The organism is Ruegeria sp. BI7, assembly GCF_056537925.1.
In genome coordinates this window covers 288,499-306,791 of the sequence record NZ_JBQFSK010000003.1, presented here as the reverse complement: position 1 = coordinate 306,791, position 18,293 = coordinate 288,499, and the positions used below count along the sequence as shown (strand labels likewise).

The following is an 18,293-nucleotide window of genomic DNA, read 5'->3' as shown; positions in this document are numbered from 1 at the left end:
AGCAGCGCCATTTCAAAGGTCAAATCGACTGTGCGCCCTACATCTGATCCAGGAAGCACCCGACCTTGTCGGCCATCTGCTCCGCCGTGTCGTCGCGGTTGAAGAATTCCAGGAATCCATGCTCGGGCGTCATCAGGTAAGTAAAGGTGGAATGGTCGACCAGATAGAATTCGTCGCTTTTGTCATGAGCCTTGTAATAGGTCTTGTAGGTTTGGCTGGCAGCCTTGACCTGCTCGGGCGTGCCGGTCAGAGCGATGGTTTTGCCGCCCAGATTGAACGCATAATCAGCCATCACCTCGGGTGTGTCGCGATCCGGGTCGATCGAGATGAACAGCGGCGTCACAGACTGGCCACGCTCGGCCAGAATATCCACGGCCTCGGCATTGCGCGACATATCGAAAGGGCAGACATCGGGGCAGAAGGTATAGCCGAAATAAACCAGTGTCGGCTCGGTGATCACATCTTTGTCGGTAACGGTCTCACCCTTGCCGTTGATCAGCTCGAACGGGCCGCCAATCGCGGCTGAGCCACCGGCGATCTGGCCAGAACGGCATTGCGCGAACTGATCGTCCGACCGGCCCCCCAGCGTCAGCAGCCACATGGCGCCCAGGCCAACGGCCAGAACAACGGTTGCGAGGATGGCATAAAGGCGGGTCATGACATCAATCCTGAAATGAGAGGGGTTGTTGATCGTTTTCGCCGGGACACCTATCAAGATGAACAGCCGATGCAACAGGACATAATAGACCGATGGCAAATTCCAACATCACATTGTGGCGCGGTCAGGAAAGCAGCAGTTGGATTCGGCTGCGCACGCTGATCCTATTGCGCTGGGTGGCCATCATTGGCCAGTTCACGGCCATCACCGTGGCACAGCGATATTATCACGTGCAGCTGGAACTGGCCCTGTGTTATCTGGCCATTGGTGTTTCGGTCATGGGCAACATGACGGCCATTCTTCTGTTCCCGCAAAACAAGCGCCTGACCGAGTTCGAGAACTTCTTGATGGTTCTGTTCGATCTGCTGCAACTGGCCATTCTGCTGTATCTGACCGGTGGTCTGAACAACCCGTTTGCGTTGCTTCTGCTGGGGCCGGTGACCATTTCGGCCAACGTGATGAGTACGCGTTCAACCCTGATCGTGGGGGGTGTTGCGATTGTTGTGGCATCCTTGCTGGCTGAGTTTCATCTGCCGCTGCGCACGGATCAGGGCGAGGCTTTGCTAATCCCCGACATGTTATTGTTCGGAAACTGGGCCGCGATCGTTATCGCAATTGTGTTCATCGGTGCCTATTCGCACCGCGTCAGTTCCGAGGTCCGATCCATGTCCGAAGCGCTTGCAGCCACCCACATGGCCCTGGCCCGCGAACAGAAGCTGACCGATCTGGGCGGTGTGGTCGCCGCCGCCGCGCATGAGCTGGGAACGCCATTGGCCACGATCAAGCTGACCAGTTCCGAGCTGATCGAAGAGCTGGATGACCGCCCCGACCTGAAAGACGATGCCGCACTGATCCGCGAACAGGCCAATCGCTGCCGCGATATCCTGCGCGATATGGGCCGCGCCGGCAAAGATGATCTGCATCTGCGGCAGGCTCCTCTGTCCACCGTGGTGCATGAAGCCGCCGAACCGCATATTCATCGCGGCAAGACGGTGCATTTTGACGAAGGGCCTGCCGGGGACGGTGATGTGCAGCAACCCTCGATCCTGCGCAAGCCCGAGATCATTCACGGATTGCGCAACCTGATCCAGAATGCGGTGGATTTCGCCCGCGCCAATGTCTGGGTCGAGGCCGAATGGACCACCGATCAGATCACCATCAACATCATGGATGACGGGCGCGGGTACCCTTCGCAGATGATTGGCCGTATCGGTGATCCCTTCATGCGCCGCCGCCGAGCCGAATCCGATCAGCGGACCCGCCCGGGGTATGAAGGCATGGGGCTGGGGCTGTTCATTGCCAAAACCCTGCTGGAACGCAGCGGGGCAGAGCTTCAATTCGCCAACGGGTCAGATCCCTATCAGAACCTGAGCGACAAAAAAGACCGGCGGGGCGCAATCGTACAGGTTTCCTGGCCGCGAAATCTGATCGACGCGCAAACCGGCGACACGCCTGTCCCGTCGGGTGCGAACCAGCGTATCCAGGTATAAGTTAAGACCCCGTTAACCATTAACGCGCATAGTTCCTTCTCGTGACGTCAGTACCGAGGAGAGCATGGTCGACTGGATCATTCTGGCCGCTATCAGCCTGGTATCCGCCAGCCTGGCGGTGCAATGGCTTTTGCCCCGTCGTCGGCAGCGGGGCGATAGTTTCGGTCTGTCCTCACCCGCGTCGCTGTTCGATGCGGTGTTTCTGTTCGATGGGGACCGCCTTATCAGCCATTCCGATATTGCTCTGGAAGGGTTTCAGGCAGTCCGCGACTGGCCTGATCTGCGCCGCCTGCTGCAACGGGACTTTCCGACCTTTCCGGAAACACCAGACCGTATTCGACGCGAAGGTACCCTGGTCATTCCTGCCATCGACTGCACCATCGAACGCGATGTCCTGTGTGAATGGATCGACGGGATCGTGCGGGTGCAACTGCGCGACAGTACCGACCGCCCCGACCCGGTGCAGCGCGACCCCCAAGACCCGATCCGGCTGGCGATGGAACAGGCCCCCTATCCGGTTTGGCTGCTGGATCATCAAGGTAACGTGCGCTGGTGCAATGCCGCCTATGTCTCACTTGTGCGCAAGGTCCGCGGTCAGGATACTGATTTGACCGCACCGATGTTCCCCGGCACTGATGAAGACGCACGGTTGGGGGCAAAAAGCCGCATCTCAATTTCGTCTGAAGGCAGCGGCAACAAGCTGTGGTTCGATCTCACTCTGGTGGATCACCCCGAGGGGCACCTGTGCTATGCCGTCGATATCAATGCCATCGTCGCCGCAGAGACCGCTCAGCGCAAGTTCGTCCAGACCATGACGAAAACCTTTGCTCAATTGTCTATCGGGCTGGCCATATTTGACCGCAACCGACAACTGGCCTTGTTCAACCCGGCGCTGATCGATTTGACCACCCTGCCCCCGGATTTCCTCAGTTGCCGCCCCAGTCTGTCCAGCTTTTTTGACCGACTGCGGGATCAACACATGATGCCGGAACCCAAGAATTATCGCGGGTGGCGCAACCAGATGAACGACCTGCTCGAAGCGGCCGAGGACGGGAATTACCAGGAAACCTGGTCGCTGCCCTCGGGGTCAGTATATTCGGTCAGCGGGCGGCCCCATCCCGACGGCGCCGTGGCTTTTCTGTTCGAAGATATCACGGCCGAGATTACCCTGACCCGGCGCTTCCGCTCGGAAATGGATCTGATGCAATCGGTTCTGGATAAGTTGGCCGATGCCATCGCGGTGTTTGGTGATGACGGAACACTGGCTTTTACCAACCGCGCCTATCAACAATTGTGGGGGGATTCTGGTGAGGCCGGGTTCGAACCGGATTCCGTGCTGGATGTGACGCGTGGCTGGCAAGAACAATGCGTTGCCTCACCGATCCTCGGCGAGATTCGCGATTTTGTGGAAATGCGCGACAACCGTGCTGAATGGTCCAACGACCTAAAGCTGCGGAACGGCACCCAACTGTCCTGTACGGTCAGTCCCATGCAGAACGGCGCAACGATTGTGCGGTTCTCGGTCGAGGATGCGCCGTCAACCCTGCCGATCCGTCAAATCAGCGCCTGAACCGGGTTGCAGCCGCCCGGGCGTAAGGTCATTGTGGCGCCATGACGTTGCACGCCCGTTCGATCACCCTGAATTCGCCCGAAGAAACCGCCGATCTGGCCGCACGGCTGGGTGCAAAATTGCGCCCTGGCGACATCTTGTTGCTTGAGGGTGAGATCGGCAGCGGTAAGACCCATTTTGCGCGCAGCCTGATCCAATCACTGATGTCTGTGCCCGAGGACGTGCCTTCGCCCACCTTCACGCTGGTACAAGCCTATGACACCCTACCTGGCGAGATCTGGCACTGCGATCTGTACCGGCTAAGCGCCTTGGTAGAGATCGAAGAACTGGGGCTGTCCGACGCTTTTGAAACTGCCATTTGCCTGATTGAATGGCCGGACAAGCTGGGTCCGCTGACCCCTGCCACCGCCCTGACCTTGCATTTGAAAACAGACCCTAACACGACGGGTTTGCGATATCTGACCCTTTCGTGGTCCGATCCGAAATGGCCCCAAATACTGGAGAGTGCCGCATGACGAACCGGGCTGTGCTGGCCGAGGCGCTGATTGCACAAACACCATGGTCCAACGCCACGCGCGCACCGCTGGCCGGGGATGCCTCGAACCGCCGGTACGAACGTTTGACCGATCCCGATACTGGCCGCACGGCGGTTTTCATGGACTCACCTCCGGGCAAGGCCGAACCGGTTGAGGCTTTTGTCCGCATGGCCAACTATCTGCGGGAAGTCGGGCTTAGCGCACCCGAAATCTATGCCGAGGACACAGAATTCGGCTTTCTGTTGCTGGAGGATCTGGGCGATGATCTGTTCGCCCGCGTCCTCAGGCAAAACCCTCAGATGGAGCGCGAGCTGTATGAGGCTGCAACCGACGTTCTGATCGAGCTGCACAAGGCACCTACCCTGTCACTGCCGTCTTATGATCCGACGATGATGACCGAATTGGCTGCGTTGTCCTTCACCAAATACGCCCAAGCGGTATTGGGGGAACATGATGCAGACGCTCGGATACGGTTTGAAAACCGCTTTGCGGATATTTTGCACCAAGAAACCTCGGGCCGCAAAGTGGTGATCCAACGTGACTATCACGCGGAAAATATGATCTGGTTGCCGGACCGTGACGGGGTCAAGCGGGTGGGATTGCTGGATTTCCAGACCGCGATGCTGGGCCACCCGGCCTATGACCTCGTGTCGATGTTGCAAGATGTGCGCCGTGATGTGGCACCGGGAACCGAGATGCGGATGGTAAACCGCTACATCGATGCAACCGGCGAAAAGGATCATGACTTTCGCACTGCCTACGCCGTGTTGGGCGCGCAGCGAAACCTGCGCATTCTGGGCGTGTTCGCCCGATTGGCGGTGGACTATGGAAAACCGCAATACATCGATCTGATCCCGGCCACGTGGGCGCATCTGATGCGCGATCTGGACCATCCTGCGCTGGTCTCTGTTGCTGATCTTCTGCGCGGCGCCCTGCCTGCCCCAACCCCGGAAAACCTGGACAGGCTCAGACAGACATGACCCGACACCCCGACGCCGTGATGTTGTTTGCCGCCGGGTTTGGCACCCGTATGGGCGCTTTGACCAAAGACCGGCCCAAACCCCTGATCGAGGTCGCAGGCCGCCCGCTGATCGATCACGCGCTGGATCTGACGGACGATCTGCCCGCTGATCGAGTGGTTGCTAACCTGCATTATCTGCCCGACCAGCTTGCAGCGCATCTGGCCCCCAAGGGCGTGCTGACCTCTTTGGAAGAGCCGGAAATTCTGGAAACAGGCGGTGGGCTTCGTGCTGCTCTGCCCCTACTGGGGCAGAATCCGGTATTTACCTTGAATACGGATGCAATCTGGTCCGGGCCGAACCCTCTGACCCTTTTGCGCAAAGCGTGGGACCCCAACCGAATGGATGCGCTGCTTATGTGTGTTCCCATCGCCCAGACCATCGGGCATGCCGGACCGGGCGATTTCACGGCAGATGCCGAGGGCCGGATCACCCGTGGCCCCGGATTGGTCTATGGCGGGGCGCAGATCATTAAGACCGAAGGGCTGGCAGCCATATCGGAACAGGCATTTTCGCTGAACTTGCTGTGGGATCAGATGCACAAACAGGGCCGTCTGTTCGCGGCCACCTACCCTAGTCGCTGGTGCGACGTGGGCCGCCCCGAGGGGATCGCCCTGGCCGAGGGGCTAATTGCCGATGTTTGAACCCAGCGCCGCGCCCCGCGTCTTTGCCGTGCCTCCGGGCGCAGATTTTCCAAAGGCTCTGGTGGATGGCCTGCGTCAACGCGCCAGTGACCAACCGCCCGAGGCGCTGGCCCGGGTCCAATTGGTGGTCAACACGCGCCGTATGGCCCGGCGCGTACGCGATCTGTTCGATCAGGGCCCGGCCTGCCTGCTGCCGCGCCTGTCGCTGGTGACCGATCTGGGCGAAAGCGTCGATCTGGCGCAAATCCCGCCCGCCATCCCCGCATTGCGACGCAGGCTGGAGCTGACGCAGCTGATTGCCAAGCTCTTGGAACAACAGCCTGATCTCGCTGCGCGATCCTCATTGTTCGATCTGTCCGACAGTCTGGCGGCGCTGATTGACGAAATGCAGGGCGAAGGTGTTTCGCCAGACGCGATCCGGCAGCTGGATGTCAGCGACATGTCTGGTCACTGGGCACGGGCCCAGGCTTTTATCGGGATTGCCGACCATTTCATTGACTCTGGCCCTGATGCGCTGGACGCGCAGGCGCGGCAACGGCGTGTGGTGGAAAACCTGATTGATCGCTGGCAGGTTTCGCCCCCGCAGCATCCGGTAATCCTTGCGGGCTCTACCGGCTCGCGTGGCACCACATTGATGCTGATGGAGGCCGTCGCTCGCCTGCCGCAAGGGGCGCTGATCCTGCCTGGTTACGATTTCGATCAGCCTGACCATGTCTGGCAGGGATTGGACGAAGCGTTAGCCTCAGAAGATCACCCGCAATACCGGTTCCGAAAACTGATGACCCGGCTTGAGATACAGCCGAGGCAGATCGAACGTTGGACGAACAACCCTGCCCCGTCCCCTGCCCGTAATCGGCTGATTTCACTGGCGTTACGCCCAGCGCCGATCACTGATGCCTGGATGTCCGAAGGTCCCCAGCTAACCGATCTGGATGGCGCCACCAAGGACCTCACCCTGGTTGAGGCGCAATCCCCCCGCGCTGAGGCATTGGCCATTGCCCTGCGTCTGCGAGAAGCGGCGGAATCCGGCCAGACCGCCGCGTTGATCACGCCTGATCGGATGCTGACTCGTCAGGTCAGCGCCGCATTGGATCGGTGGAACATTCTGCCGGATGACAGTGCGGGTCTGCCTTTGCAGCTATCGCCTCCGGGCCGGTTTCTGCGCCATGTGACTGGGCTGTTCGCCCGGAGGCTCGAGGGCGAGGCGCTGCTGACCCTGCTGAAACATCCGCTTTGCCACGATGGCGGCGATCGCGGTGCGCATCTGCTGCATACCCGTGATCTGGAACTGGATTTGCGGCGACACGGCCCTCCGTTCCCCGAAAGCGCCAGCCTGGCCGCTTTTGCCATCCGCAAAGAGGTGCCAGAGCAGTGGATGCAATGGCTGGTGGCGCAATTCTGCGACCAGCACGTGACGGGTGAATTACCTCTATCCGAATGGGTGACCCGCCTGCGCAATCTGGCCGAGGCGATATCGACTGGCAGTGAAGGCGACGCCGGAACGCTGTGGGACAAGAATGCGGGCCAAAAGACGTTGTCGGTTCTGACCGCGCTTGAGAACGAGGCCGAACATGGCGGCCCGATCACGGCCCATGATTTCGCCGATCTGCTGGGCGCGCTGCTGGCGGGGGAAGAGGTTCGCGACCGGGACGCGCCACATCCGCATATCATGATCTGGGGAACGCTTGAGGCCCGGGTTCAGGGCGCTGATCTGTTGATTCTGGGCGGCCTGAATGAAGGCAGCTGGCCCGAGGCCGCAGCACCTGACCCTTGGCTGAACCGACAGATGCGCGACAAGGCGGGGCTGTTGCTGCCCGAACGCCGCATTGGCCTGTCAGCACATGATTTCCAACAAGCCGTCGGAGCGCCCGAGGTCTGGTTGACCCGCGCAACCCGATCCGATGACGCCGAAACCGTGCCATCGCGCTGGCTGAACCGGATGACGAACCTGCTGCAGGGCTTGCCGGGGCAGGGTGGTCCCGAAGCGCTGGCTTCAATGCGCGCTCGTGGCAAGCAATGGCTGCGTTGGTCGGAACAGCTTGAGGTCGCGCCGAAGATCGAACCGGCCGCGCGTCCATCGCCGCGCCCGCCGGTCGCCGCACGCCCACGCCGTCTGAGCGTGACCGAAATCAAACGCCTGATCCGCGATCCCTATGCGATCTACGCCAAACATGTGCTGCGCTTGCGGCCACTGGACCCCATGGTCCAGGCACCAGACGCTTTGCTGCGCGGGATCGTCATCCACGAAATCCTTGAACATTTCGTCAAGGACAGTGTTTTGGACAGCGCTTTGCTGACACGCGAGAATTTCCTGAAACGCGCTGAGACGCTGTTGGACCAGCATGTCGCGTGGCCGACCGCCCGCAAACTGTGGCTGGCACGGCTTGAGCGGATTGCCGATGACTTCCTTACCGCTGAAACCGCCCGACGTGGCGATGGCGGGCCAGTGGCGTTTGAGGCCGCGATGAAGCTGGTGCTATCGCCACTGGATTTCACCATCGCAGGACGAGCCGACCGAATCGATCACAACAGACGTGGCGCGCTGCGGATCGTGGATTACAAGACCGGCACGCCTCCGACCGAAAGCCAGCAAGCCAAGTTCGACAAACAATTGCTGATCGAGGCCGCCATGGCCGAGCAAGGCGCCATCGAAGGCATCGATCCGTTACCGGTTGCCGAGGCTGTATTCATCGGCATGGGCGGTACTTACAAAGAGGTCGCGGCCCCATTGGCCAAGGAGCCGCCTGACAAGGTTCTGACCGAGCTGAAAGAGCTGGTATCTGCCTATTTAGAGCCTGATCAAGGCTTCACCGCGCGCCGGATGCTGCACAAGGACACGGATGTTGGCGACTATGACCACCTCGCCCGGTTCGGCGAATGGGACCGCACTGACAAAACCACACCCGAGGTGCTGAAATGAACGCCCGCAATGATGCAACCGAGCGGCAGGTGCAGGCGGCGCGCCCAGATGCCTCGACCTGGTTGGCGGCCAATGCGGGGTCGGGCAAGACGCGGGTTCTGACCGACCGGGTGGCACGGTTGCTGCTGGGTGGCGTGCAGCCGCAACATATCCTCTGCCTGACATACACCAAAGCCGCCGCCAGCGAGATGCAGAACCGGTTGTTCAAACGGTTGGGTGAATGGGCGATGCTGGAGGATGACAGCTTGCTGGCGCAGCTGACCGATCTAGGCGTGCCGGGCGTGATCGACCCTGACAGGCTGGCGCAGGCCCGCACCCTGTTTGCCCGCGCCATCGAAACGCCGGGTGGACTAAAAATCCAAACGATCCACTCATTCTGCGCTTCGCTATTGCGGCGATTTCCTTTGGAGGCCGGGGTTAGTCCTCAGTTTTCCGAGATGGAGGACCGGGCCGCAGCGCTATTGCGCGAAGAGATCGTCGAAGATTTTGCCGATGGTCCGCAGGCCGCACTGATTGAGGACGTCGCCCGTTTCGTCACAGATACCGGCTTTGACAATCTAACCGCCGCCGTCACGCATAAACGCAACCTCTTCTCTCAGCCAATAGAGTGGCCTGATCTGCTGCAACGTTTCGATCTGCCCGACGGGTTCGACGAAAACGCCCTGCTGGCCCGCGTGTTTCTGGGTGGTGAGGTCGACTTGATCCGCGCGATCCTGCCTGCACTGACCGAAAGTGGCGGCAACAATGCCAAGGCTGCGGCCAAACTGGCGGCGTTTACCGAGGCGCGCATCAACAGCTTGCCGCTGTTGGAGGGCGTGTTTCTGACGGGCAAATCGGCCAAAGAACCTTTTACCGCCAAGATCAACAGTTTCCCCACCAAAGCCCTGCGGGAAGGCGTGTTGGCTGGTCATATGCCTCAGCTGGAAGCCCTCATGCTTCGGATCGAGGCCGCACGCGAACACCGGCTGGCGCTGGTCGCGGCACGCAAAACACATGTTCTGCACCGTTTTGCTGCTGCCTTTTTGCCAGAATACGAACGCCGCAAGCTGTTGCGCGGCTGGCTGGATTTCGACGACCTAATCCTGCGCGCACGGCAGGTGCTTAACGATCCGGCCGTGGCGGAATGGGTGCTGTACCGCCTTGATGGCGGTATCGACCACATTCTGGTGGATGAGGCGCAGGATACCAGCCCAGATCAATGGGATGTTGTTGAAAAGCTGGCTCAGGAATTCACCAGCGGGGAAGGGGCCCGATCCGGGGTCGAGCGGACTATTTTCGTGGTCGGCGACAAGAAACAGTCGATCTATTCCTTTCAGGGCGCCGACCCGCAGGCCTTTGACCGGATGCAACAGGAATTTGGGCGCAGATTGGAAGAATCAGGCTCTAAATTGTGGGATTCGACACTAGAATACTCATTCCGATCCTCTAGTGCGATCCTGTCTCTGGTCGATATCCTGTTCGAAAACCGTGCCGAGGCTGGGTTTCACAAGGATAGCCTGCACCGCGCATTTAAGGCCGATTTGCCGGGCCGCGTTGATTTGTGGCCGGTGGTTGAAAAGGTCGACGACGATGATGATGGCGACTGGACCGATCCGGTGGATCGACCCGGCGCGCGGCACCACACCGTCATTCTGGCCGAACAGGTAGCCCGCTCGATCAAGACCATGATCGACACCGGCGAGACGATCCCCGAGGATGGTGACCGGCCCGGCACTTTCGTTCGGCGCAAGGTGCAACCGGGGGATTTTCTGATCCTCGTCCAACGCCGTTCAGACCTGTTTGCCGAGATCATCCGCGCCTGCAAGGCCGAAGGCCTACCCATTGCCGGGGCCGACCGCTTGAAAGTGGGCGCGGAACTAGCGGTCAAGGATCTGGCGGCGCTGTTGAGCTTTCTGGCCACGCCCGAGGACAGCCTGTCACTGGCCACAGTGTTGAAATCGCCTTTGTTCGGGTGGGGTGAACAACAATTGTTCGACCTGGCGCATCGGCGGCAGGAGCAGTTTCTGTGGGCCGCTTTACGACAACGGGCAGAGGAGTTTCCCGAAACGCTAGGCATCCTCAACGATCTGCGCGGCCAGATCGACTTTCTGCGCCCTTATGACCTGATCGAACGCATTCTGACCCGGCATGACGGGCGGCGGAAACTATTGGGCCGACTGGGGGCCGAGGCCGAGGATGGTATCAACGCATTGCTGTCACAGGCACTGGCTTATGAGCGCACCGATATTCCCAGTTTGACCGGGTTTCTGGTCTGGATGCAGACCGACGATCTGGAAATCAAGCGGCAGATGAGCGGTGTCGGCAACATGATCCGCGTGATGACGGTGCATGGCTCCAAAGGGCTTGAGGCCCCGATCGTGATCCTGCCGGATACCGGCAAGCGACAAGCCCCGCGTGATGCCGAGATCATGGTGGGTGAGGGCACACCGCTGTGGAAAGTACCCGCGGATGCCTCGCCAGCCTTGATCACCCAGGCACGGGCCGAGGCACGGGCGCGGGAAGAAAATGAACGGCTTCGACTGCTATATGTGGCTCTAACGCGGGCCGAAAAGTGGCTAATCGTCGGCGCCGCCGGGGATGTCGGCAAAGACGGAACCAGTTGGTACCAGTTGGTCGAGGCTGCGATGGCACGGGCAGGGGCCGCACAGGTCCCTGGCTCGGAAACCCTGCGTCTGTCACATGCAGATTGGGACGCGTTACCTCTTGTCGAACATGTGGAGCCTGAGATTGCCGCGACCCCGCTGCCCAACCAGTTCCTTTCCCCAGCGTCCGTGCCAGAACAGGCGCCCGAGACGCTCAGCCCGTCTGATTTAGGTGGGGCCAAAGCGTTGCCCGGAGATACCGGCCAGGATGAAGAGGCCGCCAAACTGCGTGGCACGCGCCTGCACTTGTTGTTGGAAAACTTACCATCCGTTGCGCCAGAGAATTGGCCGCAGCTTTGCGCCCGGGTTCTACCTGATATGCAACAACCTGACCGGCAAGAACTGTTGGATGAGGCGCAGGCCGTTCTGGCGGCTGACCATCTGAAATTCGTGTTCGCCAAAAACACACTGGCCGAGGTCCCGGTGACCGCCGATCTGAACGGGCGGCGCATGCATGGAGTGATCGACCGTCTGATCGTGACCGAGGCGGATGTGCAGGTGATTGATTTCAAATCAAATACCACGGTTCCTGACAGCGCATCAGCCTGCCCCGAAGGTCTGTTGCGACAGATGGGGGCCTATGCCCAAGCGTTGGCGCAGATCTATCCGGGTCGACAAGTTCGCACGGCAATCCTGTGGACGCGTACAGCCGATCTGATGTGGTTGCCACACGATCTTGTGACGGATGCATTGACCCGCACCCAGATATCTTGACCTTGGGCGGTGCCGACCCTACGTTCTGTTCCCGAGTTTACCCCATTCAGGAGACAGAATATGTCGACCGTAGCCGTGACCGACGATACCTTTGACGCCGAGGTTAAGAATTCCGACATCCCCGTTGTTGTCGATTTCTGGGCCGAATGGTGTGGCCCCTGTAAGCAGATCGGCCCCGCCCTGGAAGAGCTGGCCGCTGAATACGGCGACAAGGTGAAAATCGCCAAGGTTGACGTAGACAGCAACCCGAACGCCGCCGCCGCCATGGGCGTTCGCGGTATTCCGGCGCTGTTCATCTTCAAGGACGGTCAGGTCGTCTCGAACCGCGCAGGCGCGGCGCCGAAGGCGGCACTGCAAAGCTGGATCGACGAATCCATCTGATCCAACGTGATCAGCAAGTCATCAAAGGCGCCTTGAACCGGGCGCCTTTTTTATTGCCGGGAGGATCAGATGGCAAAAACACGGGTACTTGTGGAGTTCGGCATGGGGACGTCTTTGCGCCGCGAGGATTATACCGAGGCCGCGCTGCGGGCGATCAAAGATGCACTATGGCACAATTCGGTCAACATGGCCGAGCTGTTCGATTTTCCAAAAGAGGCGATGATCATCGACGCCGAAATTGGGGTTCAGCAGCCCGAAAAGGTGGATCGAGACGCATTGACTGCCATTTTCCCTTATGGACAGCCCAATATCACCATCACTCAAGGTGGGTTGGATATTGAAAAGCCGCATACCGAAGGTCGGACAGTCATTGCCAATGCGGCCATCATCGTTTCTTTCGATATGGAGCCCGTGACATGACCGAAAAACGTATCATTCTGGAAATGGGTACCGGCAACGACCTGTATGGGCAGGATTACACCAAGGCGGCACGCCGGGCGGTGCAGGATGCACTGCATCATTCGTCGATCACGCTGTTCTCAAAGCTGGGTGTGGATCATACTGACATGCGCGTTTGCGTCACGATTGGGGTACAGGACCCTGACCAGGTGAATTGCGATCTTGTTGCCGCCGATCTTCCCCGCGGACGGGCCGAGGTGCGTGCTGTCAAAGGTGGGTTGGATATCAAAGATATTGAGACCGGCACGAGACATGTGGTGGCAACCGCCGCGATCGAGGCTTTCCTGCCCGACCCATCCGGCCAATACAAACTGTCCTGACAAAGAAAAAGCCGCTCGGACGAGCGGCTTGCATTCTTTTTGCACTGGGCGCGGATCAGACGTTTCTGATGTCCGCGCGGCACAGGCCGATATCTTCCAGCTGTGCGTCGCTCAGCTCCGACAGGGCCTTGCGTGTCTTGCGGGATTCATTCCACGCGATTGCTTTGTCATAGGTTCCGTAGAACGCGTCCACTACGTGCAGAATGGTAGCTGCTCCGAGCGGCGCATGGGTTTTAGCGATGGTTGCCATTTGCGCAGTCCTTATATGTGAAACAGCCGACCCGTTGTCGGTTGTGAGGCTCATGTAGGACGTCAGGCTGAGACTCACAATTGCTAGTCCGGTAACCCCGCATTGCGATTCCTGCATATCTTTTAGGCAGTTCGTGACCTGTTGCGCTGCGGACAGGTCCGGCCCATATAGGACGGCAGTTGAAAACGGAGGCTTTTATGGCGGATAGCGATTTTCCCGGATGGCACGGCACAACCATCATTGGCGTCAAAAAGGGCGGTCAGGTGGTGATTGCCGGTGACGGACAGGTCAGCCTGGGCCAAACCGTGATCAAGGGAACAGCACGCAAGGTGCGCCGCCTGTCGCCCGGCGGGTTCGAGGTTGTTGCCGGTTTCGCTGGGTCAACCGCCGATGCCTTCACCCTGCTGGAGCGTCTGGAAGCCAAGCTTGAGGCCACGCCCGGCCAGCTGGCGCGCGCCTCGGTCGAACTGGCCAAGGATTGGCGCACAGACAAGTATCTGCAAAAGCTTGAGGCGATGCTGATCGTCACCGACGGCAAGGACCTGCTGGTGATCACCGGGGCAGGGGATGTGCTGGAGCCCGAACACAACGTGGCCGCCATCGGCTCGGGTGGGAACTTTGCCCTCGCCGCAGCCCGCGCCATGATGGACAGCGACAAACCCGCCGAGGACGTGGCGCGCGAGGCAATGACGATTGCCGCCGATATCTGCGTCTATACCAACGGCAACCTGACGGTCGAGACGATCTCAGGCTAACAGCGCCTTGATCTCTTTTCCTTTCCAGCGAAGGTGCATGCCGACCAGCCCCATCAGGGCCGTCGCGATGACGATGTAATACGGCAGGCGGATATCAAAGCTCATCAATCCGCCGCCGATCAGAGACATGACCCCGCCCGCCAGACAGAAGACAGCGGTGGTCACACCCATGACCCAACCCTGATCGGTCTCGGCAACGGCCGAAGAAAACAGCCCCAACAGGGTTGGGTATGAGACGCCGAAAAAGAAATAGAAGAAGAAGACCGGCACGTAACTCAGCACGCCGCTGGGGCTGAAGGCAAAGCCGAACCCGCAGATCACCATCACCACCAGCGTGGTGTAGATGATCTGGTGCTTGCTGAATCTCTCTTGTGCGGGCTTCACAAGGAAGGTGCTTGAGAACGCCAGTGCAAAGCCAATCACCACCATCGCCATGCTGCCACCAATGACGCCATATCCCCAGGCGCTGGTCAGGAAATTGTCTACGAAGACATAGAATGTGACGTTGGCGATCATGAACAGCGCATAGACCGGCAGGATTTTCAGAACCATCGGGTGTTCTCGCACAGCAATCAGGCTGTCGGTCACGTCCCGCGGGCGGAACACAAAAGCCGTACGCTCGGTCCGGGTGTCCTTGAAAAAGGTCAGCACAAGGAAGATGGCGATCAACACCAGAATAAATGCGCCATAGAACGGGGTTTTCAGCGTGGCAAAGCTGCCCAACAGGTTGGCATCGGACAGAACCGCGCCAATGATTGGACCGCCGACAAGGCCAAAGCTGACACCGGTTATGATGTAACCCATGTTGCGGTCGCGATCCGCCGCGTCGGTACTGCCGTCAATCATCGCCGCCTGCGCGATGGGCTGGTTCCCTGCGGTGAACCCGGTGATTGAACGGCCTATGATCAGCAACAGCAAGCTGTTCATATACAGCGCCGCAATGGTCAACGCGTACCCTACCAGTGCCCCGCTCAGACAGACCAGCAGCGCATTCTTACGCCCGATGGAATCCGAGACCTTGGACACATAGACCACACCCAGAAACCACGACAAAAAGAAACAACCAATCACCAGCCCGTAATACAGATGGCGGCGACCATCGGGCGTACTCTCGGGCAGGAACCCCGATTTCGTCTCCATGATCAGCGAGTTGATGATGGGAAACACCAGCCCTTGCCCGATCAGGTCCACAAACACCACGAACAGCAAGGTGATCTTGGCAATTTTCGTCACTTTTGCACTCCTGACCCTCAACACCTTGAAATCACTGTAACAGAGGGCGCGCGTTTCACCTATGGAAAGCGTTTGCAAACCGGATGGGCCATTGCTAACCAACGCTGCCAATGAAAAGGGCTTGGTTGTTTTCGCGATTGCGGTGATTACCTAAGCCCAAGTTTAGCCATGCCGACCGAAAGGACTGCCCCTGTGACCGACCTGACCCCGCGCGAGATCGTCTCGGAACTGGACCGCTTTATCATCGGGCAGAAAGACGCCAAGCGCGCCGTGGCCGTGGCGCTGCGCAACCGCTGGCGGCGCAAGCAACTGACCGATGACATCCGGGACGAGGTCTATCCCAAGAACATCCTGATGATCGGCCCCACCGGTGTCGGCAAAACCGAGATCAGCCGCCGTCTGGCAAAACTGGCCCGCGCGCCCTTTATCAAGGTCGAGGCCACCAAGTTTACCGAGGTTGGCTATGTCGGGCGCGACGTCGAACAGATCGTGCGCGATCTGGCGGATGCTGCCATCATCCAGACCCGCGAATACATGCGCGAAGACGTCAAAGCCAAGGCTCATCAGGCCGCCGAAGACCGCGTCATCGAAGCCATCGCCGGCACCGATGCCCGCGAAGGCACGCGTGAGATGTTCCGCAAGAAACTTAAAGCCGGGGAACTGGACGATACGGTGATCGAGCTGGAGCTGTCCGACACGTCGAATCCGATGCCGATGTTCGACATTCCCGGTCAGCCTGGCGGCCAGATGGGGATGATGAATCTGGGTGATATCTTCGGCAAAGCGTTTGGCGGGCGGACCGTCAAGAAACGCCTGACCGTCGCCGAAAGCTATGATGCGCTGATCGGGGAAGAGGCCGACAAGCTGCTGGATGATGAAACCGTCAACCGGGTGGCGCTGGAATCGGTGGAACAGAACGGCATCGTATTCCTGGATGAGATCGACAAGGTCTGCGCCCGTTCCGACGCCCGCGGTGGCGACGTCAGCCGCGAAGGGGTGCAGCGCGACCTGCTGCCTTTGATCGAGGGTACAACCGTTTCGACCAAATATGGCGCAGTGAAAACCGACCATATCCTGTTCATCGCTTCGGGTGCGTTCCACATCGCCAAACCGTCAGACTTGCTGCCCGAACTTCAGGGCCGACTGCCGATCCGCGTAGAATTGCGCGCCCTGACGGAAGAGGATTTCGTCCGCATTCTGACCGAAACCGACAACGCCCTGACCCGCCAATACACCGCATTGATGGGCACTGAAGAGGTCACTGTCAGCTTTACCCAGGACGGCATCGCCGCCCTGGCCAAGATCGCAGCGGATGTGAACCAAAGCGTCGAAAATATCGGCGCGCGGCGGCTGTACACAGTGATGGAGCGGGTGTTCGAGGAGCTTTCGTTCACCGCACCTGACAAGGCCGGGGCTGAGATCACCGTCAACGCCGATTTTGTCAGCGAAAACTTGGGCGAATTGACCAAGTCGACGGATCTGAGCCGTTACGTTCTGTAACGTCTTCAGCCGGAAATTGCCGCTGATCCTGCCCCATGTCGCTGGACGTGGGGCAAGAATTCGATAGCTTAGCGCAAAAGGCCATTAGGACCCTGTTTGATGCGCTACCTGATTATTCTAATTATTTCTTTGTCTCTGAGCGCCTGTGTTGACAGGACGGTCTCTGAAATTGTGCCGTCGGCTGCGTCCATAGGAACGACGAAAACCGTATTTGCCAGCACGACCAGGGCCCGCGAAGCAGACGGATCATTTGGTTTCAGGCGCAGTGAAAAGCTGCAGTTTCTGGAAACCACCGTGTCCATACCGCCAACACACACGCCGGGAACCCTGAAGTTCTCTTATGCAAATCCCAACCCGCAAAAAGAGTTCGTTCTGGCTGATGTGACCGAATTGAACGGGCCTCAGGGGCTGCGGCAACATCTACGTGGGCAGGACGAAGTGACGATCTTTGTGCATGGCTATAACTCGACCCAAACCGAAACCATCTTTCGCGCGGCGCAGCTGTCGCATGACATTGGTCTACCCGGATCGATCCTGGTGTATTCCTGGCCCAGCCGTGCGACGGGATATGGGTACGCTTACGATCTGGACAGCATGCTTTTTGCCCGCGACGGTTTGGAACAGACCATTCGCGAATTGAAATCGATGGGCGTAAACCGGGTTTTGCTTGTGGCGCATTCCATGGGCAGCGCCCTGACAATGGAGATGATGCGGCAAACCGAATTGCAGGAACCGGGTTGGGCCAAAAGAAATATCGAGGGTGTGGTTCTGATCTCTCCTGATCTGGATGTGGATTTGTTCCGTTCGCAGATGGACAGGATCGACAATCCACCCGACCCGTTCATTGTCATGGTCTCGCAAAAGGACAAAATCCTGAACATTTCAGCCCGTCTGCGAGGCACGGACGAGGGCGAACGGCTGGGCAATATCAGTTCGATCAAAACGCTTGAGGACTTTCCTATCAACGTGATCGACACGACCGCATTCAACAGCGATGCCGAATCTTCGCATTTCGTTGCTGCTACATCTCCGGCTTTGCTGGCGATCCTCAACTCGATCCGGCGGGTCAACAATACATTTGGCCCTGACGAGCGTCCGGCTATCGACATTCTGGTCCCCCCCAGCGAACGCAACCCCACAGGCGCGACCGGGATCGTGTTGACGGAAACGGGACAGGCTCAGGTCTCGACCCCGTGACGCGG

General features: G+C 59.2%; 16 protein-coding genes. 13 read left to right on the top strand and 3 right to left on the bottom strand.

Annotated elements, in window-relative coordinates:
- Window positions 1-37: 37 nt before the first annotated feature.
- A complete protein-coding gene (locus tag ACR0JB_RS10990; protein ID WP_170376586.1) occupies window positions 38-658 on the bottom strand; it encodes an SCO family protein in 621 nt (206 codons plus the stop codon).
- A gap of 92 nt (window positions 659-750) precedes the next feature.
- Between ACR0JB_RS10990 and regB the strand changes: the two genes are divergently transcribed.
- From regB to ACR0JB_RS10940, 10 genes are all read left to right on the top strand, one after another.
- Window positions 751-2,148 (top strand): sensor histidine kinase RegB, encoded by a 1,398-nt coding sequence (gene regB / locus ACR0JB_RS10985; RefSeq protein WP_170396895.1) that lies wholly within the window; start codon window positions 751-753, stop codon window positions 2,146-2,148.
- 64 nt (window positions 2,149-2,212) lie between these two features.
- On the top strand, window positions 2,213-3,718 hold the full coding sequence (locus tag ACR0JB_RS10980) for a PAS-domain containing protein (RefSeq protein ID WP_170396894.1): 1,506 nt from the start codon (window positions 2,213-2,215) through the stop codon (window positions 3,716-3,718).
- A 41-nt stretch (window positions 3,719-3,759) separates the two neighbouring features.
- Entirely contained in the window at window positions 3,760-4,233 is a 474-nt protein-coding gene (gene tsaE / locus ACR0JB_RS10975) for a tRNA (adenosine(37)-N6)-threonylcarbamoyltransferase complex ATPase subunit type 1 TsaE (protein WP_170396892.1), read from the top strand.
- Window positions 4,230-5,234 (top strand): aminoglycoside phosphotransferase family protein, encoded by a 1,005-nt coding sequence (locus tag ACR0JB_RS10970; RefSeq protein ID WP_170396890.1) that lies wholly within the window; start codon window positions 4,230-4,232, stop codon window positions 5,232-5,234. Before tsaE ends, ACR0JB_RS10970 begins: the two co-directional genes overlap by 4 nt.
- A complete protein-coding gene (locus tag ACR0JB_RS10965) occupies window positions 5,231-5,917 on the top strand; it encodes a nucleotidyltransferase family protein (RefSeq protein ID WP_170396888.1) in 687 nt (228 codons plus the stop codon). Before ACR0JB_RS10970 ends, ACR0JB_RS10965 begins: the two co-directional genes overlap by 4 nt.
- On the top strand, window positions 5,910-8,837 hold the full coding sequence (gene addB / locus ACR0JB_RS10960; protein ID WP_480789919.1) for a double-strand break repair protein AddB: 2,928 nt from the start codon (window positions 5,910-5,912) through the stop codon (window positions 8,835-8,837). Before ACR0JB_RS10965 ends, addB begins: the two co-directional genes overlap by 8 nt.
- The gene (addA, locus tag ACR0JB_RS10955; protein WP_480789918.1) at window positions 8,834-12,193 is read left to right on the top strand and encodes a double-strand break repair helicase AddA; all 3,360 of its coding nucleotides are present in this window, start codon (window positions 8,834-8,836) and stop codon (window positions 12,191-12,193) included. Before addB ends, addA begins: the two co-directional genes overlap by 4 nt.
- Before the next feature lie 9 nt (window positions 12,194-12,202).
- Window positions 12,203-12,574, top strand: a complete 372-nt coding sequence (trxA, locus tag ACR0JB_RS10950; protein ID WP_226689009.1) for a thioredoxin — start codon at window positions 12,203-12,205, stop codon at window positions 12,572-12,574.
- A 69-nt stretch (window positions 12,575-12,643) separates the two neighbouring features.
- Entirely contained in the window at window positions 12,644-12,994 is a 351-nt protein-coding gene (locus ACR0JB_RS10945; RefSeq protein WP_170376567.1) for a Lin0512 family protein, read from the top strand.
- On the top strand, window positions 12,991-13,353 hold the full coding sequence (locus ACR0JB_RS10940) for a Lin0512 family protein (protein ID WP_170396882.1): 363 nt from the start codon (window positions 12,991-12,993) through the stop codon (window positions 13,351-13,353). The genes ACR0JB_RS10945 and ACR0JB_RS10940 overlap by 4 nt, the downstream gene beginning before the upstream one ends.
- Before the next feature lie 55 nt (window positions 13,354-13,408).
- Here the strand turns inward: ACR0JB_RS10940 and ACR0JB_RS10935 are convergent, their stop codons facing one another.
- A complete protein-coding gene (locus ACR0JB_RS10935; RefSeq protein WP_170349537.1) occupies window positions 13,409-13,603 on the bottom strand; it encodes a DUF1127 domain-containing protein in 195 nt (64 codons plus the stop codon).
- 197 nt (window positions 13,604-13,800) lie between these two features.
- On the opposite strand from ACR0JB_RS10935, the gene hslV reads away from it, so the two are divergent.
- Window positions 13,801-14,358: an ATP-dependent protease subunit HslV gene (hslV, locus tag ACR0JB_RS10930; RefSeq protein WP_170396879.1), complete on the top strand. Its 558-nt coding sequence runs from the start codon at window positions 13,801-13,803 to the stop codon at window positions 14,356-14,358.
- On the opposite strand, the gene ACR0JB_RS10925 is transcribed toward hslV, so the two are convergent.
- Window positions 14,350-15,591, bottom strand: a complete 1,242-nt coding sequence (locus ACR0JB_RS10925) for an MFS transporter (protein WP_170396877.1) — start codon at window positions 15,589-15,591, stop codon at window positions 14,350-14,352. The two genes, hslV and ACR0JB_RS10925, sit on opposite strands and share 9 nt — an antisense overlap.
- Before the next feature lie 192 nt (window positions 15,592-15,783).
- Here ACR0JB_RS10925 and hslU point away from each other — a divergent pair, with 192 nt between their 5' ends.
- Together hslU and ACR0JB_RS10915 are read left to right on the top strand one after the other, a co-directional pair.
- Window positions 15,784-17,091: an ATP-dependent protease ATPase subunit HslU gene (hslU, locus tag ACR0JB_RS10920; RefSeq protein WP_170396875.1), complete on the top strand. Its 1,308-nt coding sequence runs from the start codon at window positions 15,784-15,786 to the stop codon at window positions 17,089-17,091.
- A 294-nt stretch (window positions 17,092-17,385) separates the two neighbouring features.
- Complete coding sequence (locus ACR0JB_RS10915; RefSeq protein WP_367648183.1) at window positions 17,386-18,288, top strand: alpha/beta hydrolase; 903 nt, start codon at window positions 17,386-17,388, stop codon at window positions 18,286-18,288.
- The last annotated feature ends 5 nt before the right edge of the window (window positions 18,289-18,293 follow it).

Coding starts and splice junctions, on each gene's coding strand:
- ACR0JB_RS10940 (WP_170396882.1), top strand. CDS start 12,991: ATGACCGAAAAACGTATCATTCTGGAAATGGGTACCGGCAACGACCTG.
- ACR0JB_RS10980 (WP_170396894.1), top strand. CDS start 2,213: ATGGTCGACTGGATCATTCTGGCCGCTATCAGCCTGGTATCCGCCAGC.
- ACR0JB_RS10945 (WP_170376567.1), top strand. CDS start 12,644: ATGGCAAAAACACGGGTACTTGTGGAGTTCGGCATGGGGACGTCTTTG.
- addB (WP_480789919.1), top strand. CDS start 5,910: ATGTTTGAACCCAGCGCCGCGCCCCGCGTCTTTGCCGTGCCTCCGGGC.
- ACR0JB_RS10965 (WP_170396888.1), top strand. CDS start 5,231: ATGACCCGACACCCCGACGCCGTGATGTTGTTTGCCGCCGGGTTTGGC.
- addA (WP_480789918.1), top strand. CDS start 8,834: ATGAACGCCCGCAATGATGCAACCGAGCGGCAGGTGCAGGCGGCGCGC.
- ACR0JB_RS10970 (WP_170396890.1), top strand. CDS start 4,230: ATGACGAACCGGGCTGTGCTGGCCGAGGCGCTGATTGCACAAACACCA.
- ACR0JB_RS10935 (WP_170349537.1), bottom strand. CDS start 13,603: ATGGCAACCATCGCTAAAACCCATGCGCCGCTCGGAGCAGCTACCATT.
- tsaE (WP_170396892.1), top strand. CDS start 3,760: ATGACGTTGCACGCCCGTTCGATCACCCTGAATTCGCCCGAAGAAACC.
- regB (WP_170396895.1), top strand. CDS start 751: ATGGCAAATTCCAACATCACATTGTGGCGCGGTCAGGAAAGCAGCAGT.
- hslV (WP_170396879.1), top strand. CDS start 13,801: ATGGCGGATAGCGATTTTCCCGGATGGCACGGCACAACCATCATTGGC.
- ACR0JB_RS10990 (WP_170376586.1), bottom strand. CDS start 658: ATGACCCGCCTTTATGCCATCCTCGCAACCGTTGTTCTGGCCGTTGGC.